The organism is Kitasatospora sp. NPDC058190 (assembly GCF_042883685.1).
Taxonomy (GTDB): Bacteria; Actinomycetota; Actinomycetes; order Streptomycetales; family Streptomycetaceae; genus Kitasatospora.
On record NZ_JBHVVI010000009.1, the window covers coordinates 24,746 to 47,120 of the forward strand.

Here is a 22,375-nt window from a genome sequence, read left to right on the forward strand (position 1 = left end):
AGACCGTCAAGGAGTACGCATGGCTGTGAACGGAGGGATCCGCAGCGGAGTGATCGACGTCCACGCGCACTGGCTCCCGCGCGAGCTGCTGGCCCTACCCCCGGGGAACCCGTACGGGGGGATGAACGACCGGGACGGCGAGCTGTACCTCGGCGATGCCCCGCTCTCGTTCCGGACGACGGCGATGACCGACATCGACGCCGTCCTCGCCGACACGCAGCAGGCCGGACTGGGCGTCCGCGTGATCTCCGCGCCTCCCTTCGCCTTCCCCGTGCACCGGCCCCGGGAGGCCGACGCGTACGTGGCCGCCTACAACGAACGGCTCGCCGAGGCCGTAGCCGGCACGGACGGGGCCCTGGTCGGACTCGGGCTCGTGCGCCTCGACGACGTCGGTGCGGCGCGGCGGGAGCTCGAACGGCTGGCCGTGGCGGAGGGGGTGGCGGGAGTCGCCGTCCCGCCCGTGGTCGACGGCCGCTCCTACGACCGGGGCAGCATGCGGGAGGTGCTCGGCGTCGCCGCCGGCCTGGGCCTGTCCGTGCTGGTCCACCCGATGCAGCTGCCCCGCCAGGAATGGGACCACCACTACCTGGTCAACCTGATCGGCAACCCGGTCGAGAGCACCACGGCGGTCGCCGCGGTCCTGCTGGGCGGCGTTCTGGAGGAGCTGCCCGGCCTGCGGATCTGCTTCGTCCACGGCGGCGGCTGCGCACCGGCCCTGCTCGGCCGCTGGGGCCACGGCTGGCGCACCCGGGAGGACGTGCGACGGGGGAGCACGCGTCCCCCGGCCGAGTCGTTCAGGCGGCTGTACTTCGACACGGTCGCCCACGACCCCGAAACCCTGCGCCTGCTGCGCGCCCACGCCTCCCCGGACCGGGTCGTCTGCGGCAGCGACTACCCGTTCGACATGGCGCAGCCGGACCCGGTCCGGTTCCCGCTGGACAACGGCATGGACGCCGCCGTGCTGGAGGCCAATGGCCGCGCCTTCCTGGGGGCGGCGCCGACGGGCTCGCTTCGCTGAAAACCAGAGCACCGCTTCCACACTGGCCGCGGAGCAGATCGGAGAAACGCCGTGCGGCAACTGACGTCCCGCCTGCTGGAATGGCACGCGACCGGCGCACCCTACGCCGTCGCCAGCGTGATCGGCGTACGTGGGAGCGCACCGTTGCCACCCGGCTCGGCCCTGTGCGTGGATACCGACGGCAAGGCGCTGGGAAGCGTCTCGGGAGGCTGCGTCGAGAGCGCCGTCTACGAGCTCGCCCGCGAGGTGCTGAGCACCGGCCGGCCCCGGTGCGCCTCCTTCGGGTACTCCGACGAGGACGCGTTCGCGATCGGTCTGACCTGCGGCGGCGAGATCGAGGTCTTCGTCCAGGCCGTGGCGCAGGAGCCGGCGGACGTCCTCGCTGACGCCCATCGGGCTGTCGCCGCGCGGGCCCCCGTGGTCGTGGCCCGCGTGATCTCGGCACCGGAGGGCGAAGCCGGACGCGTGCTGGCCGTCCGCGAGGACGGTCATCGAGGGAGCACCGGGCGCGTCGATCTCGACCAGCAGGTCCTGACCGACGCCGAAGCGCTCCTCGGGCTCGATGAAGCCCGGGTGCTGACGTACCGGTTGCGCGGCGGTGCGCAGCCGGGCGAGGCCCGGGTGCTGCTGGAGGCCTGGGCACCGCCGCCACGCCTGCTGGTCTTCGGGGCGAACGACCACGCCGCAGCGGTCTGCGAGATCGGGGCCTTCCTCGGCTACCACGTCACCGTCTGCGACGCCCGACCCGCTTTCACGACGGCGGAGCGCTTTCCCGCCGCGCACGAGGTGGTCGTCGACTGGCCGCACCGGTACCTGGCAGCCGCCCGGACCGACCCCAGAACCGTCGTCTGTGTGATGACGCACGACACGAAGTTCGACATCCCCGTGCTCGTGGAGGCGCTCGGCAGGCCGCTCGCCTACGTGGGGGCGCTGGGGTCGCGACGCACCCAGGCCCAGCGCGTCGAGGCCCTGCGGGAAGCGGGCGTCACTCCGGAGGCACTGGCCCGGCTGCACGCGCCGCTGGGGCTCGACCTCGGCGCGGCGACCGCGAAGGAGACAGCGGTCGCCTTCGCCGCCGAGTTGCTCACCGTCCGTCACGGGCGCAACGGTCGACCGCTGTCCGGGCTGAGTGGGCCCATCCGCTCCGCCGCAGCTTGCGGTCCATGAGGTGGACGTCCGACCAATGCAGGGCTGGGGATCTCGCCGCGGCGCATGCCGGTCCCGAGCATGACCTCGAACAGGTCGGTCAGCTGATCGGCGTACTGCTCTGCGTTGTGGCGCAGGACCGTTGCGGCCTCGTCGGGGGTCCAGCAGGTGCGCTCGGCGGCGCGGGGCTTGGGCGGCACGGAGTGCTTGGCCGGGTTGTGGCGCAGCCTCCAGGAGCGCACGGCGGCGTTCAGCGCGTTGCGCAGGGTGGACACGGCCCGGTAGACGGTGACCTTTCCGCGCTTGGCTTCCAGCTGGGCGGTGACCCAGTCGTCGATGTGCTTCGGGCGCCGACTCGGCGACCGGCGACCGCTCCGAGCCCGGCGAGCAGGAAGAGGGGGTCGCGGATGCCGAGTCATGACCCGGGGATCCGTGCGTCGCGGATCAGCCGCAGCGAGGGTCTGGCCGATCCCGAGGTCAGCGCGCTCGCGATCCCCGTCACTGACGGCCCCGTCGTCACGGGTGCCCTCGTTCTGACGCACCGGCGTCGTGGCCGCTCGGAGCGGCTGAGTCTGGACCGGGCGGCGGCCCGGCTCCTCGCGCACATCCAGGAGGGGCGGACGTGACGTCCGCATCGGTTCACGGATATCCGTGAACGCGGGCGCTCGTGCGGTGCGGGGAACGAGCATCCCGGCATGACTTCGAACGCGCTGACCACGGCCGGGCCGACGCCTCCGTCGTCCACCGGCGAGGTGGTCTCCCGGCTGCCGCACACTCTCGGCGACCCCGATCCGGCCCGGAGGGCCGAGGACATCACCGTCGTCGGGGCGGATCCCCTGGTGCCTTCGGTGCATCGCCTCGTCGATGCCATGTCTGCCGTGATCGGTTGACCTGACGATCCGCTACGCCCGTCCGGCTGCCTCCCCCTCTGCCCGGCCGCCCGCTCAGCCGCTTCCAGGCCGTCAAGCAAGAGGAAGCACGCCTGATCGAAGAGGTCGCCCTGGTATGCGCCGCCGTCCAGGCAGCTGCCGCGCCGCTGGACACCGGCGACCCGGGCACGCGGTTCACCGTCGCCGCCGCAAAGACCCAGGCATCCGCCTCGGCCGCGGAGATCGCCCGCATCGCTCACCAACCTCACGGCGCCATCGGCATCACCCGGCTCCACCCGCTCCACCTCGCCACCACCCGCCTGTGGTCCGGGCGCGACGAAGGCAGTGACGACACCTACTGGGTGCGCCACCTGGCCCGGTGCGTCGAAGCCACCGCCGGGCCCTGATCCCTCGTGCCATCGGCTCCGCCGGCGACCGGCCCGACCTGATCGGTGACGGGGTGGCGCGGTAGCGGTATCCGTACGGTTCGACGTCCCGATGCCCAGTAGCCCTCGGAAGATAGGGTTCGGTTCATGGAGTTCCAGGTCCTCGGCCCCGTGTCGGTCAGCGGGAACGACGGGCCGTTGCCGCTCGGGCCCGCCAAGCGGCGCAGCCTGCTCGCGATGCTGTTGCTGCGGGCCAATGTCGCGGTCTCCGTGGACACACTCACCGAGGCGCTGTGGGACGACGAACCCCCGCTGCACGCCCGTACCGTGATCCAAGGCCATGTCTCGCGCCTGCGGGCACTGTTGGCGGGCGTCGACGCATCGGCGTACGGCGTCGAGCTGAGCACGCGCGGCGCCGCGTACCACCTGGAACTGCCGGAGACGCTGCTCGACGCCCACCGCTTCGAGGGTCTGGTGGCGCTTGCCCGCCGCGCCACCGACCCCGGTGACAGGGCCGCGCTGCTCACCGAGGCGCTCGCCCTGTGGCAGGGCCCCGCGCTGGCCGGCGCCTACCCGTCACCGCTGCTGCGCTCCGCCGCGCACACCTTGGACGAGGCGCGGCTCGCCGCGGTCGAGCTGCTCGCCGACACGTACGTCGTGGGCGGTGAACACGAGCGCGCTGTCCAGCTGTTGCGGCCGGAGACCGGGGCCCATCCGCTGCGCGAGCCGCTGGCCGCCCGGCTGGTCGAGGCGCTGCACCACGCGGGGCGTTCCTCGGAGGCCCTGGACGCCTACCACCGCGCCCGCCAGGTTCTCGCCGACGAGCTCGGCGTCCGTCCGGGCGCCGAGCTGACCGCCGCCTTCACCCTCGCCCTCGGCCCCGACAGCGCCCCCACGGTCCGGGCCGATACGCCCCAACCCGCCCTGGAACCAGTGCAGGTCCGGCCCAACCTGCTGCCTCGTACCCCGCGTGGATTCCACGGCCGCACCGCCGAGAGCGCCGCGCTGACGGCGGCCGCGGCCGGACCTGACGGGCCGGTCGTCGTGGTCACCGGGCCCGCCGGGGTCGGCAAGACCGCACTGGCCGTGCACTGGGCGGCCGGCCGGCGCTCCGACTTCCCCGACGGGACGCTCTACGCCGATCTGCGCGGGTTCAGCGACACCTCGGACCCCGAACCGGCCGAGCTGCTGCGGGAGTTCCTCGTCGCTCTCGACGTTCCACCGCGCCGGATGCCCGAGTCGGCGGACGCCGCCGGTGCCCTGTTCCGCGAGCTCACCGCCGAACTGCAGCTGCTCGTCGTCCTCGACAACGCCCGTACCTCCGCCCAGGTGCGCCCGCTGCTGCCCACGGGACCCGGCTGCGTCACCGTCGTCACCAGCCGTGCCCGCCTCGCCGGTCTCGTCGCCTCCGACGCCGCCCGCGTCGTCGCCCTCGACGTCCTCGCCACCGACGACAGCGTGGCCCTGCTCACCCGTGTCCTCGGCGAGCACCGCACCGCCGCCGAGCCCCAAGCGGCCCGCCGTACAGCCGAGTTGTGCGGCGGGCTGCCGCTCGCGCTGCGGGTCGCCGCCGCTCGGCTCGTGGAACTCCCCGCCCTCGGCCTCGCCTCCCTCGCCGACCGGCTCGCCGACGAGCGTCAGCGGCTCGCGCTGCTCGCCGCCGAGGACATCGGCGTCGCCTCCGCGCTACGGCTCACCATCGCCCACCTCCCCGCCGACACGGCGCAGCTGTTCACCGCGCTCGGCCATCACCCGGGCACACACGTCGACCGGTTCAGCGCCGCTGCGCTCGCCGACACGACCCCGCCGGATGCGGCCCGCGCCCTCGACCGCCTGGTCGCCGCGCACCTGCTCACCGAGACCGCCCCCGGCTGCTACGTCCTGCACGATCTGGTCCGGCTCTACGCGCGTGGCCAGAGCCACGACCCGGCCGCCCGCACCGCGGCCCGGCTGCGCCTGTACGACCACTGCGTGGCGACCGCGCTGTCCGCGTCCGAGGCTGCGGAACCTGGCGGGGAGCCCGCCTTCGTACAGCCCGATGACTTTCAACAGCCGCCCGCAGTGCGGGACTTCACCAGCCGCGAGGAGGCGCTCGGCTGGTTCGCCGCCGAACGCGACGACCTCGCCCTGATCGCCGCTGCGGCCCGCGCCGAGGACCGGCCCGAGCGGGCCTGGCGGATCGCCGTGACCCAGTGGCCGTTCGTGGTCTGGCGGGTCCTCGCCGACTGGGCGCCCACCCTGGAGGCCGCCCTCGCCGACGCCCGCGCCTGCGCCGACCCCTATGCGGAGGCTCGCGTCCTGACCCTGCTCGGCTGGGTGCTCGCCGAGGAGGGCCGCACTGCCGAGGCCGTCCGGCACCTGCGCGTCGCACCCGAACTCGCGGCCCGCGCAGGCGACATACTCGGCGAGGCCACCGCCCTGGTCAACCTCGCCGCGGCCCTCCCCGACGACGAACCCGGCGCCGCCGAAACGGCCTGCACCCGAGCCCTCGCCCTCGCCACCGAGGCCGACGACGCGCACACCCGGATGCTCGCGCTCCAGCACCTGGCCCGCATCCACCTCGGCGCGGGCCGCCACCGGCAGGCGTACGAGGCGGCCGAGGTGGCGCTCGGCCTCGGCCCCGAGCACGAGGCGGTCGCCCGGCGCGTGCTCCTGCGTACCTGGCAGGGCGAGGCGCTGGCCGGGCTCGGCGACACCATGGCCGGGCGGCGCTGCCTCGCGCAGGCCGCGCTCGAGGCCGAGCAGACCGGCTACGACGCGGGCGCCGTCACCGCGCTCGATGCCCTGCTGCACATCGCCGACCAGGACGCACTGCCCGAACTGCGGCGCCGGCACGCGGCGGCACACGCCAGGATCCGGGAGCGTTAGCGGGGCGTTAGCGCCGCCGCCGCGCTCGTTAGTGATCTGCCAGCGCGCCGCAACACCCTCGTTCGTGTAAGGGGAAACGACCTCGTGCAGGATCGCGACCCACGAACGAGAACCGGGGGAACCAGCCATGCGCACCACCACCCGTCCCGCCCTGCTCGCCGTCGGCGCCGTCGCCACGCTCGCCCTGTCCCTGACCGCCTGCAACGACGGCAGCGGTACGCAGGACAGCGGCGCCGCCGGCACCAGCGCATCATCAGCCGCCCCGTCGGGTTCCACCTCCGCCTCCGCCTCCACCTCCACCTCGGCGTCGGCGTCCACCTCGGCCTCGGCGCCGTCCGGGAACAGGACGAGCACGAGCGCTGGAGGCAGTTCGCCCTCCCGCGCCGGCGGGGGCGGTGTCACCGCGGCCTGCACGACCAAGAACACCTCGGTGACGTTCCTCCAGTCCGCGGGCCACGCCAGTGACGCGCAGGCCGCCGCGGCCACCCTCAAGATCACCAACAGCTCGGGTGCCCCCTGCACCATCGTCGGCCCGACGACCGTGGTCGCCGACGACGACCAGGGCAAGGCGAGCCCGGTCTCGGGGGACAACTCCAAGGAGGGCTCGGAAGCGGTCGAAGTACCGGCGGGCGCCGCGGTGGTGGCGGACGTGCTGTACAACGACGTGAACGGCGAGGGCACCAAGTCGGCCCGTTACACCTGCCCGGTGCAGGCGTCCCACGTCAAGGTCGCGCTGCCCAAGGACGCGGGCACCACGGTGAACGTGATGAAGGCGAACGGCTCGCCGGGCGGCGTCTTCAGCGTCTGCGGCACCGACTTCAAGGTCGGAGCCTTCGCGGCACGGTAGAGCTTGGCGCAGCCCCGTCGTTCGCACGATCCTGGACATGACGGCGTGGATCAGGTTCAGGTTCAGGTACTGCCGCCGGCGGTGTGAACGGTCGACATCAGGGTCCGGTGCAGGTGCCGGGCTGGTGACGTCTGTAGCGGGCCGGGGTCGGCTTGCTCGTCGGGTGGCGGGGGAGAATCGGCGGGCCGTGACGGCGCGATCGGCCGGCTACGTACAACAAGGACAAGGCGGGCGGGATGAGCGAGCACGGCCGGCGGCGGCGTCACCGTACGGTGGACCGGGTCGTGTGGATCCTGGAGGCCGCCGCGCGGGCGCCGGGCGGGGTGACCGTGGCCGAGTTGGCGCGGGCGGCCGAGGCCCCGGCGAGTTCGGTGCAGGATCTGGTCAACGGCCTTGTCGCGACCGGTTTCCTGCTGGAACAGCACCGGCGCTTCCGGCTCGGGCCCGCCCCGCACGTCCTCAACCTCATCGCAGGCCGGGTCGTCCCGCGGATCAGTCAGACCGAACTCGACGAACTGAGCCGCGTCGCGGGTACCCCGGTGCTGCTCACGGTGCGGGTCGGGCTCGACGCCGTGCACCTCGCGCGCGGCGGCGAGGACGAGATTCCCCGGCTCGTGCCGCTCGCCGACGAGCACATGGCCCGGCCGCTGCTGCGTACCGCCGCCGGCCGGTTGCTGCTGGCCTTCACCGACGAGGTGGAGCGCCGTGGGCTGCTCGACGAGCTCGCCCGCCACGACCCCGAGGCGGTCGCCGAGTTCCGCCGCGCTCTTCCGGGGATCCGTGCGTCGCGGATCAGCCGCAGCGAGGGTCTGGCCGATCCCGAGGTCAGCGCGCTCGCGATCCCCGTCACCGACGGCCCCGTCGTCACGGGTGCCCTCGTTCTGACGCACCGGCGTCGTGGCCGCTCGGAGCGGCTGAGTCTGGACCGGGCGGCGGCCCGGCTCCTCGCGCACATCCAGGAGGGGCGGACGTGACGTCCGCATCGGTTCACGGATATCCGTGAACGCGGGCGCTCGTGCGGTGCGGGGAACGAGCATCCCGGCATGACTTCGAACATGCTGACCACGGCCGGGCCGACGCCTCCGTCGTCCACCGCCGAGATCGTCTCCCGGCTGCTGCACACTCTCGGCGACCCCGATCCGGCCCGGGGGGCCGAGGACATCACCGTCGTCGGGGCGGATCCCCTGGTGCCCTCGGTGCATCGCCTCGCCGATGCCATGTCTGCCGCGATCGGTGTCTTCGGGCGGCAGACGGCGGCGGTCGGCGAACAGCGCGGCCACCCGCACCAGAGGGTCGAGGTGCAGGCCGGGGGCGCGATCGACCAGCTCATGGCGACGTATCACACGACGCTCTCGGGACGCCCGCTCGTCTCTCTCCTCGACGATCCGACCCTGCTCGGCAACAGCGACTTCTACCGGGCGCGCGACGGCCGGTGGATCTTCATCATCACCACCTATCCGCATCTGCGGGACGCGGTCCACTCCGTGCTGAGGTGCGGGCTCGACAAGGTGGGGATCGCGCAGACGGTGGCCGGCTGGGACGCCTTCACGCTGGAGGAGGCCGTCTGCGCGCGGGGCGGCGTCGCCTGCGTGGTGCGCAGCCGGGACGAGTGGCTCGCGCACCCCGCGGGGCGCCATGTCGCGCAGCGCCCGGTCGTCGAGATCGAACGTGTCGGTGACGGACCGGTCCGGCCGCTGGAGCCGATCGGTGCGGCCGATGAGGCGCTTGCGGGCGTACGGGTGCTCGATCTCACCCATGTCATCGCAGGTCCCGTCGCGGCGCGGCTCCTCGCCCAGTTCGGCGCCGACGTGCTGCACCTGTCGCGTCCCGACCGCCCCGACCCGATCCCGATGATCGCGATGACCGGCGGCGGCAAGCGCAACGCCTACTGCGACCTGCGCGACGATCACGACCGTGCGGCCTTCCACGACGCGCTCAAGGACGCGGACGTCTTCGTCCACGCCTACCGGGGACTTGCCCGGCACGGGGCGTCGACCGAGGAACTCGTCCGGCGCCGCCCCGGACTCATCACCCTCGAATACCACGCCTGGGGCGCCGACGGCCCCTGGGGCGAACGCGGCGGGTTCGACCAACTCGCCTGCTCGGCAACCGGATTCGCCGTCGAGGAGTGGACCGACCGGCCGTCGCTGCCGCCGACGTACCTGCTCAACGACTACCTCGCCGCCTACCTCGGGGCTGCCGCCGTCGCAACGGTCCTGCGCCGCCGTGCGGCGGAGGGCGGCTCGTGGCGGATCCGCGTGACCTTGGCCGGGGTGTGTCACTGGGTGCAGGAACTCGGTCTGCTCGCGCGGGAGGACGTACTCGGCCTGCCCCGGCCCGGGCGCGCGCCGCTCGCCGCGCTGTCGACCACGGGGACCGACTTCGGCCCGCTCACCGAACCGGCGACACCGTTCGCGTACAGCGGGCGCTCGGTCCCTCAGCCTGGCCGGCGGTCCCCGCTCGGGTCTGCTGCGCTCCAGTGGAGCTAGGCCACTTCTACGCAACCAGCCCTGGCAACTGAAACCGCTGCCCCAGGCCGACCGATGCGGCGAGTTCCACCGCTTCTGCGTCTTCGGCACCACGTGTCCGCCGCCGCCCGTACCGCACCACCGTTCATCCACCCCACCCGATACCCCAGGAGGCACAGGAAGATGTCCGAGAAGCCGAGCGGCCCGTCCGGCCGAGGACTCCTCGCCGGAGTCCGCGTCATCGAACTGGCCAGCGTGATCATGGCTCCGTACGCCGCCCAGCAACTCGGAGACCTGGGCGCCGACGTGATCAAAGTCGAGCCGCCCACCGGTGACATGACGCGCCACTACCCGCCGCAGCGCCACCCCGGCATGGGCGGCGCGGCACTCAACCTGAACCGCAACAAGCGCAGCGCCGCCATCGATCTCAAGGCTCCGCACGGCCGCGACGCCCTGCTCGCCCTCCTGCGCACCGCCGACGTCCTGATCACCAACCTGCGCCCGCAGGCCTTGGAGAAGCTCCGCCTCGGCTACCACGACGTCGCGGCCGTCAACCCCGGCCTGATCTACGCCAACGCCCAGGGCTTCCGCAGCGACAGCCGCTACGGCACCCACGCCGCGTACGACGACATCATCCAGGCGGCCAGCGGCCTGGTCTGGCTCAACCACCAGGTCTCCGGCCAACCCCACTACGTTCCCACCGTGCTGGCCGACAAGATCTGCGGCATGCAGATCGCCCAGTCGGTACTGGCCGCGCTGCACTACCGGGACCACGGCGGCACCGGACAACACATCGAGGTCCCGATGGCCGACACCATGCTCGCCTTCAACCTGGTCGAGCACCTGGGCGCGGCCGCCCTGGAGGCCGACGGGGCGTTCGGCTCGCCGCGCTCGCTCAGCCCGCAGCGCCGCGCCCTGCGCACCGCCGACGGCTGGATGTGCATCCTGCCGCAGAGCGACCGCAACTGGCGGGACTTCACCGCCTTCGTGGGCCGCCCCGAACTGGCCGCCGACCCGCGTTTCGCCACCGGCCCCGACCGGGCCCGCAACGCCGACGCGCTCTATCCGCTGCTCGCGGAGCTGTCACCGCGTCACACCAGTGCCGAGTGGCAGGAGTTCTGCGACCGGGTGGGTATCGCAGCCGCCCCCGTGCTCGACCTGGCCTCCGCCGCCACCACCGCCTACGCCCGCGAGGGCGGCCTGCTGCGCGAGGCCGACCACCCCACCGAGGGCCGCTACCGGGCCATCGGCCTCCCGGTGCGCTACTCGGCCGACCCGGAGCCGGAGCTACGGCCCTGCCCGGCCATCGGCCAGCACACCGAGGAGGTCCTCCGCGAAGCCGGCTTCGACCCTTCCCTGCTGCACCCCACAGGCTGACCGAATTCCCGTACCGAAGAGAACGCTCATTCACCAGAGAACGCTCATTCACCAGCTCAGGAGCGAATGAACCATGTCGCCTTCAACGCTTTCACCGATGGCATTCCCCGACGTCATCCTGCCCGAATCGGCCTGCCGACTCCGTACCGAGGTCCGCGCCTTTCTCGACGAGGAGCGCGCCCGCGGCACCGTACTCGGCCGCCCCGACTCCTGGTTGGCCGGCTGGGACCCCGACTTCAGCCGCCGCCTCGCGGAGCGCGGCTGGGTCGGCATGGCCCTGCCCGTCGATTACGGCGGCGCCGGCCGCGGCTTCCTGGAACGCTACGTGGTGATCGAGGAACTGCTCGCCGCCGGCGCCCCGGTCAGCGCCCACTGGGTCTCCGACCGGCAGGCCGGCCCGTCCATCCTCCAGCACGGCACCGAGGAGCAACGCCGCTTCTTCCTGCCCCGGATCGCCGCCGGGCAGTGCTTCTTCTCCATCGGCATGAGTGAGAAGAGCAGCGGCTCCGATCTCGCCTCGGTCGCCACCCGCGCCGAACGGACCGCCGACGGCTGGCGGTTGACCGGCACCAAGATGTGGACCGGCGGCGCTCACGTCAACGACTACGCCATCGTCCTCGCCCGCACCGATGAGGCCGAGGACAGGCACGCCGGCCTCAGCCAGTTCATCGTCGACCTGCGTGCCCCGGGCGTGCGGGTCGAGCCGATCCGGCTGATGAGCGGCGAGCACCGCTTCAACGCCTTCCATCTCGAAGGCGTCGACGTCCCCGACGGCATGCTGCTCGGGCAGCGGGGCGACGGCTGGAAGCAGGTCACCGGCGAACTCGCCTTCGAACGCAGCGGCCCCGAACGCTATCTGTCCACCTTCCCCCTGCTGGTCTCCCTGCTCCGCGAACTGGAGCAGCGCTCCGCGACAGCCGAACAGCTCACCCAGGTGGGCATTCTGGCGGCGCGTCTGCACGGCATCCGCCAACTGTCCCTCGGTGTGGCCGCCGCCCTGGACACCGGAGCCTCGCCCGACACCCAGGCCGCCCTGGTCAAAGACCTCGGCACCCGTCTGGAGGGCACCCTGGTCGACACCGTCCGCAGCGTCCTACCGATCCCCGCCGACCCGCACGCCACCCCCGGTACCCACCCGGAACTGCTCGCCTTCGCCCTGCTGCACAGCCCCGGCTACACGCTGCGCGGCGGCACCAACGAGATCCTTCGCGGCATCATCACTCGTGGTCTGGAGCAGCACCGATGAACACCCACACGATCGACACCAGCGCCCCCGTCATCTCCGCCGACGCCTACGACACCACCGCCTTCTACGCCGATGCGGACTCCATCGCCGTCGTCACCAACACGACGGCCCCGGACGCCGTGGCCCTCCCCTCCCTGGACGCCTCGACCGCCGAACTCCTCGCCGCCGCCCAGGAGGCAGGACGCCGCGCCGTCCCCGCCCCTCTCGCCGAGACCGCCCTGGTCGCCCGCCCGCTGCTGCACCGCGTCGGCCTCCCCGTCCCCGACGGCCCGCTCAGCTATGCCATCGCCACCGAGCTGACGGTCCGTTACGCTCGTCCGGCTGCCTCCGCCGTCGGTTCGGCCGGCTGCCTGGGCGACGACGACACCCTGCTGGTCACCGGCACCCTGCGCCGCGTCCCCTGGGCCCGCACCGCCACCGCCGTCATCGTCCTGGCCACCGCCCCCTTCGGCCCTGTCCTGTTCACCCTCACCCCGGACCAGGCCGTCCTCACCCCCGGCGGCAACCTCGCCGAGGAACCCCGCGACAACCTGCACCTCGCCGCCCTCGAGATCCCCGCCTCGCAGGTCCGCCGGATCTCCCCGGAGCTGCTCGACGAGGCCCGGCTCCGCGCAGCCCTGGCCCGGGCCGCCCTGATCGCCGGAGCCGCCGAACACTGCGTGGAACTGACGGTCGCCCACACCACCGCCCGCACCCAGTTCGGCCGTCCGCTCAGCCGCTTCCAGGCCGTCAAACAGGAGGAGGCACGGCTCATCGAGGAGGCCGCCCTGGTACGCGCCGCCGTCCAAGCCGCCGCCACCCCCCTGGACACCGGCGGGGTGGCCGCCCACTTCGCCGTCGCCGCCGCCAAGACCCAGGCATCCGCCTCGGCCGCCGAGATCGCCCGCATCGCCCACCAACTCCACGGCGCCATAGGCATCACCCAGCTCAACCCGCTCCACCTCGCCACCACCCGCCTGTGGTCCTGGCGTGACGAGGACGGCAACGAAACCACCTGGGCGCCTGCCCTGGCCCGGTCCGTCACCGCCGCCACCCTCTGGCCCGCCCTCACCACCACACCCTGACCCCTCGCCCCCGCGCCTGTCGTCAATCGACCGAATGACGGCAGGCGCCGCACGAGGACGCCATCGTCCACACCGGTGTCGTGGACGCCGTCCTGCCCCGCGCCCCCAGTCCGCTCGAGCAGTTGCGTCCGAGCACCTGTCGGAGGGCTTCCTCGGATGGTCAGTGAACGGCGCGCTCGCCTCGTACATCGCACTGGTGGACACCGCGAACGGCGTCGCCGTCCAGCAGGACCCCGCCCACGAGATGTTCCCCGGCATCGATCTGACGATCCATCTGCACCGGCAGTCGGAAGGGCCGTGGACCGGCCTGGACACCACCGTCACCTTCGGCCCCGCGGGGCGGGGCTCACCAGCAGTGTGCTGCACGACATCCACGGGCCGGTGGGACGGGCCGAGCAGATCCTCACCGTCCGCCCCAGCCACGCTCCTGAGCCCAGCCCCTCTCCCGAGGAGGGTCGCCGGAGCACGGCCCGTATCGGCCGCGCCTCCCCTCACGGGGCAGGTGCGGCCCGGCGTGCGTCGAGGACGGCACCACCCGGTTCGCGTCCCCCTTGTCCGGCATGAGGGTGGTCGGTCGCGCTCCCCTTCGATAGCACGGATATACCTCCATCCTCACTGCTGATGCCCTACTGCGGCCGGACGATTCCGAGCACCGTTGGCAGCATGACGTTGCACGCCGCAGATGAAATTCGGTCGCACGTACCGGTTCTGGTCGTGGGAGCCGGCCCTACAGGTCTCATGCTCGGCGCCGAGCTGGCGCTGCACGGAATCCAGCCACTGGTGATCGACGCGCTGCCCGGCCCGACCGGGCAGTCCCGGGCGCTGGGATTCACGGTGCGCACGCTGGAGATCTTCAAGCAGCGGGGCATCTTGGACCGCTTCGACGGGCTCGCCCAGGTGCCGGGGGTGCACTTCGCGGGTCTGAACATCGACGGGGACCACCTGTCCAGCACGATGCGCCCGGCCAACCAGTACCCGCAGTCCAGGACCGAGCGGGTACTCGCCGCCCGGGCCGAGGAACTGGGGGTCCCGGTGCGGCGGCCGTGGCGGCTGGAGTCCATGGCGTCCACCGGCGCGGGATACCGCTGCGTGCTCGGCGGCCCGGCCGGGCAGCGGGTCGTCGAGGCGGACTACGTGGTCGGCTGCGACGGAGCGGCCAGTGGGGTGCGCGAGGCGATCGGCATGCCGGTCCACCGCACTCCCCCTTCCGTGCAGATGCTCCTGGGCGATCTGCGGGGCTGTGGCCTGCCCGATGAGCCCTTCGGGGTCAAGCACGAAAAAGGCATGGTCATGTCGGCGCCGCTGGGCGACGGGACGGAACGGGTCATCGTCTGCGACTTCTCCCAGCCGGCGCGCCCGCACGGCACCCCCGTCACCCATGCCGAGATCAGGACCGCCTACGAGAACATCGTCGGCAAGCCGCTGGCGGACGGCGAGTGCCTGTGGGCCAGTTCCTTCTCGGACGCCTCGTCCCTCGTGGAGTCGTACCGCTTCGGGCGCGCGCTGCTCGTCGGCGACAGTGCCCACACGCACCTGCCGGCCGGCGGCCAGGGGATGAACGTCTCGATCCAGGACGCGGTGAACCTCGGCTGGAAACTGGCGCTGGTGGCCCTCGGACACGCGCCGGACTCCCTGCTGGACACCTACCAGAGCGAGCGGTACCCGGTCGGCCGGGAACTGCTGCTCAACACCGCGGCCCAGGGACAGATATTTCTGCGCGGCCCGGAGGTGGACCCGCTGCGCGAGGTCCTGCGGCGGCTCCTGGACATCCCGGAGGTGTCGACCCGGCTGGCCGACAGCGTCAGCGGACTGGACATCCGCTACGACATGGGCGTCCCGGGCGCCCTGCCACCGGTGGGCGGGCGGCTGGCACCGGACGTGTTCGACGTGGCCGGGACCGGCGACGACGTCGTCGGGGAACTCCGGCACGGATCAGCCCTGCTGGTCCTCCTCACGGACGACGACTCGGCGGCGTCGGCCGCCGCGCCGTGGCGGCGGCGGGTGCGCGTGGTGCGCGCGCGGCCGAGGAAGCCGCACCGGACGAGCGGCCCGGCCACGCCCCCGAACCTCTTTGTCCGGCCGGACGGCCACATCGCCTGGGCGGGCCACCAGTCCGACGGACTGCTCCCTTCACTCAGCTGCTGGCTCGGAGAGCCCGCCGCGTAACCAGAGGAGGAACCCTTGTTCAGCTCTCTCATCGTCGCCCGGATGGACCCCGGTCATGCGGACGCGGTCGCAGACATCTTCACGCGCTTCGACGCCACCGACATGCCCGCGCGGATGGGCACCCTGCGCCGCGAACTCTTCCGGTACCGCGGCCTCTACTTCCACCTGCAGGACTTCGAGACCCCCGACGGCACCGGCGCGGTCGAGGCGGCCAAGTCCGATCCGCGGTTCATCGGGATCAGCAACGACCTCAGGCCGTACATCGACGCCTACGCCCCCGACTGGCGGTCGCCGAAGGACGCCATGGCGGAGCGCTTCTACCACTGGCAGGCCGAGCGATGAGCCGCCGGGTCTTCATCACCGGGGTCGGGGTCGTCGCGCCCGGATCCGTCGGGCGCGACAGCTTCTGGGAACTCCTGACCCAGGGGCGTACCGCCACCCGCCGCCTCAGCCTCTGTGACCCGGAGCCGTTCAGGTCCCGGGTGGCCGCTGAGGTCGACTTCCACGCCGAAGCCGCGGGACTGTCCGAGCGGCAGGCCGTGGAGCTGGACCGCGCGGCCCAGTTCGCCCTGGTCGCCGCCCGTGAAGCGGTCGAGGACGCGCAGTGGGCGGGCACCTGCCCTCCCGGGCGCGCCGGGGTGATGGTCGGCTCCGCCGTCGGCGCCACGACCAAGCTGGAGGAGGTCTACCGGCGGCTCAGCAAGGACGGCGAACTCTGGGACGTGGCCCCCGACTCCCCCGCCGAGCTCTACTCGTACTTCGTGCCCAGTTCGTTCGCCAGTGGCATCGCCCAGGACCTCGGCATCACCGGGCAGAGCGGCGTCGTCTCGACCGGCTGCACGTCCGGGATCGACGCCGTGGGCAACGCGTGGGAGCTCGTCCAGGACGGTGTGCTGGACTCGGTCGTCTGCGGTGCCACCGACGCGCCCATCTCTCCCATCACCGTCGCCTGTTTCGACACGATCAAGGCGACATCGACCTACAACGACAGTCCGGAGACCGCCTCGCGGCCGTTCGACGCGGCACGGTCCGGCTTCGTCCTGGGCGAAGGCAGCGCGATGTTCGTCCTGGAGTCCGAGGAGTCCGTGCTGCGCCGCGGCGCGCGCGTCTACGGCGAGGTCATGGGATACGCCAGTCGCTGCAACGCTTACCACATGACCGGCCTCAGGCCAGAGGGACGCGAGCTGGCGAAGGCCGTCACCGCCGCCCTCGGCCAGGCCCGCATCGATCCGGGCCAGCTCGACTACGTCAATGCCCACGGCAGCGGGACGAAGCAGAACGACCGGCACGAGACCGCCGCGCTGAAGGCGTCCCTCGGCGCCGCCGCCCACCACGTGCCCATCAGCTCCATCAAGTCGATGATCGGTCACTCGCTGGGGGCCATCGGCTCCCTGGAGATCGCCGCCTGCGCCCTGGCGCTGCGCCACGACGTGATCCCGCCGACCGCCAACCTCACCGAGCCGGACCCGGAACTCGATCTGGACTACGTCCCGCTCCATGCCAGGAAGCAACCGACCAACAGGATCCTGACGACCGGCAGCGGCTTCGGTGGATTCCAGAGCGCCATGGTTCTGGCGGATCCGGAGAGTGCGGCATGACCGTACACATCAGCGGAATCGACGTCGTCTCCCCTCTGGGTCGGAGCCGGGAAGAGCACTGGAAGGCCCTCCTCGACGGGTGCAGCGGTCTGGGGGTGACCCGTTCGTTCGACTCCACCCTGTACGACAACCCCGTCAGCGGCGAGGTCCTCGACTTCGACCCGAAGGGGCTGCCCAGTCGGCTCCTGCCGGCCACCGACCGGATGACACAGATGTCGCTGGTCACGGCAGCCGGGGCGTTCGAGGACAGCGGCATCGACCTGGACGGGGTCGACCCGCTCGACATCGGCGTCATGACCGCGTCCACCGCGGGCGGTTACGCGTTCGGGCAGAAGGAACTGCAGAACCTGTGGTCCAAAGGCCCCAAGTACGTCAGCACCCATCAGTCCTACGCCTGGTTCTACGCGGTGAACACCGGCCAGATCTCGATCCGGCACGGCTGCCAGGGCCACAGCGGCGTGATCGTCGCCGACGACGCCGGCGGTCTGGACGCCGTCGCCCTCGCCGCGCGCCGCCTGGCACGGGGGAACCAGATCATGCTCACCGGATCGGTGGACAGCACCATGTGCCCCTGGGGACGTGTCGCGCACACCTCGACCGGTCAGCTGTCGCGGTCCGCCGACCCGCGCACCGCCTACCTCCCGTTCGACGAGCGGGCCGACGGGTGGGTCAACGGCGAGGGCGGGGCCCATCTCGTACTGCGGTCCGAGGCCGACGGCCACTACGCGGCGGTGCTCGGCCACGGGGCGACGGTGGACGGTGTGCGGGACGACCCGGGGACGGGCCTGGGCCGGGCCATCCGCCTCGCGCTCGACGCGGCAGGGCTTCGCCCCCGCAACATCAGCCTCGTCCTCGCCGACGCGGCCGGCACCAGGCAGGCCGACCGTGCCGAGGCCGCCGCCCTGGTGGACGTCTTCGGAGCGCGCTCCGTCCCGGTCGCCGCGCCCAAGACGGCGACGGGTCGGATGGGCTGCGGCACCGCCTCGCTCGACATCGCCATGGCGGCACTCGCCATCCGCGACCAGACGATCCCCCCGACCATCAACGTCGAGGCGGACGAGTCCCTGGGGATCGACCTGCGCGGTGTGACCGCGCGCCATCACATCACCAACGTCCTGGTCCTGTCCCGGGGCACCGGTGGGTTCAACTCCGCCCTGGTCATCGGGGCATAACCGAAGGGGAAGACAATGACACAGCACGTCACCATGGACGACCTCAGGCGGGCGCTCGTGGAGGGCTCCGGCGTCGACGAGGGCGTCGACCTCGAACGCGATCTGGGCACCAGGGCCTTCAAAGACCTGGGGTACGACTCCCTGGCCGTTCTGGAGACCGGTCTGCGCCTGGGCCGCGACAACGACATCGAGATCGACGACTCGGTCCTCATCGACCTCGAAACGCCCCAGCAGCTTCTGGACGCGATCAACCACGCCCTGCAGCGTCGGGCGGCCTCGTCATGAGCCTTTCCCGACACGCTCTCGTCACCGGCGGGTCGAGCGGCATCGGAGCGGCCGTCGCGCGGCGTCTCGCGGCGGCCGGGCACACCGTGACGATCTGCGGCCGTGACCCCGAGAAGCTCGACCGCACCGCCGCGGAACTCTCCGGTCACGGCGTGCCCGTCGCCGTGCTGACCGCCGATGTGAGCGACCCCCAGCAGGTACGCGGTCTGGTCGGCCGGGCCGTGGAAGCCAACGGGCCCATCGGGATCCTGGTCAACAACGCCGGCCGCAACGGCGGCGGCAGGACGGCCGAACTGACCGACGAACTGTGGCGGGAGGTGCTCGGCACCAACCTCGACAGCGTCTTCTACGTCACCCGGGAGGTCCTGGCCCGCGGCGGCATCGACAAGGTCGACCACGGCCGGATCATCAACATCGCGTCCACCGCGGGCAAGCAAGGGGTCCTGCTGGCCGCCCCGTACTCCGCCTCCAAGCACGGCGTGGTCGGCTTCACCAAGGCGGTCGGCAAGGAACTCGCGTCCCAGGGCATCGCGATGAACGCGGTCTGCCCGGGATACGTGGAGACCCCCATGGCCTCGCGTGTCCGTCAGGCGTACGCCCAGGCGTGGGAGACCACGGAGGCGGAGGTCCTGACCGCTTTCGAGGCGAAGATCCCGCTCGGCCGTTACAGCACGGCCGACGAGGTCGCCTCCCTCGTCGAGTACCTCACGACCGAAGGCGCCGCCTCGATCACGGCCCAGGCACTCAATGTGTGTGGCGGCCTCGGAAACTTCTAGGAGATGATCCGCATGGCCGACCGGCCTCGCGTGGACGTGCACACCATCGTGATCAACAGCGGTGCCGACGAGGTGTACCACCGCCTGTCGGACGTCGGGCAGTGGTCGCGGATGTTCGAGCCGACCATCCACAGCGCGGAGCTGTCCCGCGACGGGGACAGGCAGACGATCCAGCTGTGGGCGGTCGCCAACGGCGAGCCCAAGTCCTGGGTGTCCGAGCGCCGGCTCGACCCCGTCGCCCGTACCATCCGCTTCGCGCAGACCGTCACCGCGCCACCGGTCGCGGAGATGTCGGGCGAGTGGCAGGTCCTGCCCGCGTCCGACGGCGGCTGCACGGTCCGGCTGTCGCATACCTACCGGGCGGAGGGCGACTCGGCCGAGTCGCTCGAATGGATAGCCCGGGCCGTGGACACCAACAGCACGAAGGAGCTCGCGGCGCTGCGGTCCGCCGTCGAACGGGACGCGGACGGCGACCTGAGCCCGTTCACCTTCACGGACGCGGTCGAAACCACGGCCGATCCCGTCCTGCTGTTCTCGTTCCTGGACCGCGGCGAGCTGTGGTCGGGGCGGCTGGACCACGTCGCCGAGGCCGAGATGAAGGAGTTCTCCGACGGACTCCAGCTGCTCCGGATGCGGACGCGGACCCCGGACGGGGACACGCACGTCACGGAGTCCTACCGGGTGTCCCAGAGCCCGGCCAGGCTCCTGTACAAGCAGGTGACGCTGCCGGCGCTGCTGGCGCTGCACACCGGTGAGTGGACCATCTCCCCGGCCGGGGAGAAGTGGCGGGTCACGTCGCAGCACACCGTGGCGATCGACCCCGGCGTGGTGCGGAAGGTCCTCGGCCCGGAGGCGACGGTCGCGGACGCGAAACGGCTGGCCCGGCGGAACCTGGGCAACAACAGCCTGCGGACCCTCGAGGCGGCGGTCCGGTGGGCGGGCACCGCCGCGGCGCAGCGGCGGTCGGGGACATGACCGTGCCCGGTCCCCCGGACGTGCTGGTCGTGGGTGCCGGGCCCAGTGGCCTCCTCCTGGCGGGAATCCTCGCCGGGGGAGGCGCCCGGGTCACCGTTCTGGAATCGCGGGAGACCCCGAATCCGCAGACACGTGCCTCGACCCTGCACGCCCGCGCCATGGAGATCCTCGACTCCCACGGGGTCGCGTTCGCGCCGCGGCTGCCCCGGGGCACCCAGGGGCACTACGGCGGCCTGTCCGTGGACCTGTCGCGGGTCCGCTCCGCGCGGGCCGGTGTCTGGCGCTGCCCGCAGCCGGAACTGGTACGGACGCTGGGCGACTGGGCGTACCACCGCGGCGTGCGCGTACAGCGTGGTGAGCATGTCGTGTCCGTCCGGGAGCAGGAGGGGCGTTGCGAGGTGACGACCCGGACCGGTCGGACCGTCGGAGCGGCGCTGCTGGTCGCCGCGGACGGGCAGGAGAGCACCGTCCGGTCCCTGCTCGGCATTGAGTGCGCGGGCGCGCCGCCCGCCCGTGTCCTGGTGCAGGCCGATCTTCACCACTGCGAGGTGCCCAAGCGGCGTTTCGAGCGGCGGGGGCGCTACACCGTGACCGCCGCCCCGCTCAGTGCCGAGGTCACGCGGGTGCTGATCCATGACCCGCGGTGGCCCGCGGGGGAAGAGCGCTCGGCCGAGGATCTGCGTGCCGCCTGGCAGGACGCCACCGGCGAAGGGCTTCCGGTCGAACCGTCCTGGGTGCGCACGTTCGGCGACGACACGAGAGTGGCGCGCCGACTGGTCGAAGGCCGTTTCGTGCTGTGCGGTGACGCCGCCCACCCCTTCGTCCCCATCGGCGGTCAGGCGCTGAACACGTCACTGATGGACGCCGACGCGCTCGGCCACCGGGCGCTGCGGTACCTCCGCACCGGAGACCCGCGCGCGCTCCTGGACTACCAGCGGGAGCGATCCCCGTGGCTGGGGGTCCTGGCGCAAAGGCTGCGGGGCCAGGCCCGCCTGCTGTTCGACACCGACGAGGCGACCGCCGCGTACAAGGCCCGCGTGGCCGAACGCCTGGACACGGACGAGGTGTTCCGGGCGGGGATCGCCGACTGCCTCGCCGGTGTCGACGCGCCCGGCAGGGCCGGGAACGACGGGGGCGACGCCCTGCGCCCAATTGACGACCGCATACCCGAGGTGGCGCCGTGAGAGCGTTCCTGTTTCCCGGACAGGGAACCCAGAAGCCCGGCATGGGCACACATCTGCGCGAGCACTACCCGCGCCTGGTCGAACCGCTGTGGCGGGAAGCGGAAGAGATCCTGGGCTTTCCCCTCACCCGCCTGTGCGAGGAAGGGCCGGTCGAGCGGCTGCGGCACATGCCGGTCACCCAGCCGGCCGTCTTTCTGTGCAGTTACGCGGCCCTGGTCGCCGCCCGGGCCAACGGCGCGGTGCCGGACGTCGTCGCGGGCCACAGCCTGGGCGAGTACACGGCGCTCGCGGCGGCCTCCGTGCTGACCTGGCAGGAGGTCCTCCAGCTCGTTCATCGTCGCGGCGTGCTCATGGCGGAGGTGCAGCAACGGGTGGACGGCAAGATGGCGGCCGTCATCGGCCTCGCGATCGAGCAGGTCGAGCGGGCCTGCGCGGATGTGCGGCGCGACACCGGCGAGGTGGTCGAGGTCGCCAATCACAACGAGCCCCGCCAGGTCGTGGTCTCCGGCCAGTCCACCGCCATCGACGACTTGGTCCGGCGGGTCATCACGAGGCCGGATGCGCGGGCGACCGTGCTGCGGATCGGCGGCCCGGCTCATTCCAGCCTCATGGAGAGCGCGACGGCTGATTTCGTGGACTACCTGCGGCGTTTCGACTTCCGTTCGCCCCGAACGCCCCTGCTCTCCGGCTCGACGGCCGCGCCGTACGCGAGCGGTGAGGAGATCAGGCGTCAGCTCGGCGACCAGCTCGTGCACCGGGTCCGCTGGGTGGATGTCATGGCCGAGCTGGAGAGGCGGTCGGTGTCGCGGACCTGGGAGCTGGGGCCGGGCAAGGTCCTCTCCGGTTTCGTCCAGCGGGCGCTGCCGCGGGTCCGTACATATCGCTCCCACGACATGCCGTCCTTCCTCGACGGCGTGGCGGGGTGGTGAA

Annotated in this window: 22 protein-coding genes and 1 pseudogene; 22 read left to right on the plus strand and 1 reads right to left on the minus strand. The window is 72.3% G+C overall.

The features are described from left to right. Positions 1-19 precede the first annotated feature (19 nt). Together ACFVWU_RS06280 and ACFVWU_RS06285 are read left to right on the plus strand one after the other, a co-directional pair. Positions 20-1,018 (plus strand): amidohydrolase family protein, encoded by a 999-nt coding sequence (locus ACFVWU_RS06280; protein WP_387616334.1) that lies wholly within the window; start codon positions 20-22, stop codon positions 1,016-1,018. Positions 1,019-1,069: 51 nt separating this feature from the next. Further along, positions 1,070-2,185 carry an XdhC family protein gene (locus ACFVWU_RS06285; RefSeq protein ID WP_387616336.1) on the plus strand — a complete coding sequence of 372 codons (1,116 nt, stop codon included), beginning with the start codon at positions 1,070-1,072 and terminating at the stop codon, positions 2,183-2,185. Here ACFVWU_RS06285 and ACFVWU_RS06290 read toward each other — a convergent pair. After that, entirely contained in the window at positions 2,113-2,583 is a 471-nt protein-coding gene (locus tag ACFVWU_RS06290; protein WP_387616338.1) for a hypothetical protein, read from the minus strand. The genes ACFVWU_RS06285 and ACFVWU_RS06290 overlap by 73 nt on opposite strands. Between ACFVWU_RS06290 and ACFVWU_RS06295 the strand changes: the two genes are divergently transcribed. The 20 genes and pseudogenes from ACFVWU_RS06295 (at position 2,572) to fabD (ending at position 22,374) form a co-directional block, all read left to right on the plus strand. After that, positions 2,572-2,790 carry a hypothetical protein gene (locus ACFVWU_RS06295; protein ID WP_387616340.1) on the plus strand — a complete coding sequence of 73 codons (219 nt, stop codon included), beginning with the start codon at positions 2,572-2,574 and terminating at the stop codon, positions 2,788-2,790. The genes ACFVWU_RS06290 and ACFVWU_RS06295 overlap by 12 nt on opposite strands. 69 nt (positions 2,791-2,859) lie before the next feature. Continuing rightward, entirely contained in the window at positions 2,860-3,054 is a 195-nt protein-coding gene (locus tag ACFVWU_RS06300; protein WP_387616342.1) for a hypothetical protein, read from the plus strand. Between the two features lie 38 nt (positions 3,055-3,092). Beyond that, entirely contained in the window at positions 3,093-3,440 is a 348-nt protein-coding gene (locus tag ACFVWU_RS06305) for an acyl-CoA dehydrogenase family protein (protein WP_387616498.1), read from the plus strand. A gap of 126 nt (positions 3,441-3,566) precedes the next feature. Then, positions 3,567-6,287, plus strand: a complete 2,721-nt coding sequence (locus ACFVWU_RS06310) for a BTAD domain-containing putative transcriptional regulator (RefSeq protein ID WP_387616344.1) — start codon at positions 3,567-3,569, stop codon at positions 6,285-6,287. Between the two features lie 127 nt (positions 6,288-6,414). Beyond that, positions 6,415-7,134 carry a DUF4232 domain-containing protein gene (locus tag ACFVWU_RS06315; protein WP_387616346.1) on the plus strand — a complete coding sequence of 240 codons (720 nt, stop codon included), beginning with the start codon at positions 6,415-6,417 and terminating at the stop codon, positions 7,132-7,134. Between the two features lie 236 nt (positions 7,135-7,370). Next, positions 7,371-8,108: a helix-turn-helix domain-containing protein gene (locus ACFVWU_RS06320; protein ID WP_387616348.1), complete on the plus strand. Its 738-nt coding sequence runs from the start codon at positions 7,371-7,373 to the stop codon at positions 8,106-8,108. A gap of 69 nt (positions 8,109-8,177) precedes the next feature. After that, on the plus strand, positions 8,178-9,623 hold the full coding sequence (locus ACFVWU_RS06325; RefSeq protein WP_387616350.1) for a CoA transferase: 1,446 nt from the start codon (positions 8,178-8,180) through the stop codon (positions 9,621-9,623). Positions 9,624-9,785: 162 nt separating this feature from the next. Beyond that, positions 9,786-10,979 carry a CaiB/BaiF CoA transferase family protein gene (locus ACFVWU_RS06330; RefSeq protein ID WP_387616352.1) on the plus strand — a complete coding sequence of 398 codons (1,194 nt, stop codon included), beginning with the start codon at positions 9,786-9,788 and terminating at the stop codon, positions 10,977-10,979. 97 nt (positions 10,980-11,076) lie between these two features. Further along, a complete protein-coding gene (locus ACFVWU_RS06335; RefSeq protein ID WP_387616354.1) occupies positions 11,077-12,225 on the plus strand; it encodes an acyl-CoA dehydrogenase family protein in 1,149 nt (382 codons plus the stop codon). Next, positions 12,222-13,289: an acyl-CoA dehydrogenase family protein gene (locus ACFVWU_RS06340; RefSeq protein ID WP_387616356.1), complete on the plus strand. Its 1,068-nt coding sequence runs from the start codon at positions 12,222-12,224 to the stop codon at positions 13,287-13,289. The genes ACFVWU_RS06335 and ACFVWU_RS06340 overlap by 4 nt, the downstream gene beginning before the upstream one ends. Before the next feature lie 34 nt (positions 13,290-13,323). Beyond that, positions 13,324-13,706: pseudogene (locus tag ACFVWU_RS06345) on the plus strand (hypothetical protein); the annotation flags it as partial. Between the two features lie 246 nt (positions 13,707-13,952). Then, the gene (locus tag ACFVWU_RS06350) at positions 13,953-15,455 is read left to right on the plus strand and encodes an FAD-dependent monooxygenase (RefSeq protein ID WP_387616358.1); all 1,503 of its coding nucleotides are present in this window, start codon (positions 13,953-13,955) and stop codon (positions 15,453-15,455) included. A gap of 15 nt (positions 15,456-15,470) precedes the next feature. Next, the gene (locus ACFVWU_RS06355; protein ID WP_387616360.1) at positions 15,471-15,797 is read left to right on the plus strand and encodes a TcmI family type II polyketide cyclase; all 327 of its coding nucleotides are present in this window, start codon (positions 15,471-15,473) and stop codon (positions 15,795-15,797) included. Next, positions 15,794-17,053, plus strand: a complete 1,260-nt coding sequence (locus tag ACFVWU_RS06360) for a beta-ketoacyl-[acyl-carrier-protein] synthase family protein (protein WP_387616362.1) — start codon at positions 15,794-15,796, stop codon at positions 17,051-17,053. The genes ACFVWU_RS06355 and ACFVWU_RS06360 overlap by 4 nt, the downstream gene beginning before the upstream one ends. Further along, on the plus strand, positions 17,050-18,225 hold the full coding sequence (locus ACFVWU_RS06365; protein ID WP_387616364.1) for a beta-ketoacyl synthase N-terminal-like domain-containing protein: 1,176 nt from the start codon (positions 17,050-17,052) through the stop codon (positions 18,223-18,225). Before ACFVWU_RS06360 ends, ACFVWU_RS06365 begins: the two co-directional genes overlap by 4 nt. 15 nt (positions 18,226-18,240) lie before the next feature. Continuing rightward, entirely contained in the window at positions 18,241-18,510 is a 270-nt protein-coding gene (locus ACFVWU_RS06370) for an acyl carrier protein (protein ID WP_387616366.1), read from the plus strand. After that, a complete protein-coding gene (locus tag ACFVWU_RS06375; RefSeq protein ID WP_387616368.1) occupies positions 18,507-19,286 on the plus strand; it encodes an SDR family NAD(P)-dependent oxidoreductase in 780 nt (259 codons plus the stop codon). The genes ACFVWU_RS06370 and ACFVWU_RS06375 overlap by 4 nt, the downstream gene beginning before the upstream one ends. 12 nt (positions 19,287-19,298) lie before the next feature. Continuing rightward, positions 19,299-20,261 (plus strand): SRPBCC family protein, encoded by a 963-nt coding sequence (locus tag ACFVWU_RS06380; RefSeq protein WP_387616370.1) that lies wholly within the window; start codon positions 19,299-19,301, stop codon positions 20,259-20,261. Between the two features lie 2 nt (positions 20,262-20,263). Then, positions 20,264-21,445, plus strand: coding sequence for an FAD-dependent monooxygenase (locus ACFVWU_RS06385; RefSeq protein WP_387616372.1), 1,182 nt, complete (start codon positions 20,264-20,266; stop codon positions 21,443-21,445). After that, on the plus strand, positions 21,442-22,374 hold the full coding sequence (gene fabD, locus ACFVWU_RS06390; protein ID WP_387616374.1) for an ACP S-malonyltransferase: 933 nt from the start codon (positions 21,442-21,444) through the stop codon (positions 22,372-22,374). The genes ACFVWU_RS06385 and fabD overlap by 4 nt, the downstream gene beginning before the upstream one ends. The last annotated feature ends 1 nt before the right edge of the window (position 22,375 follow it).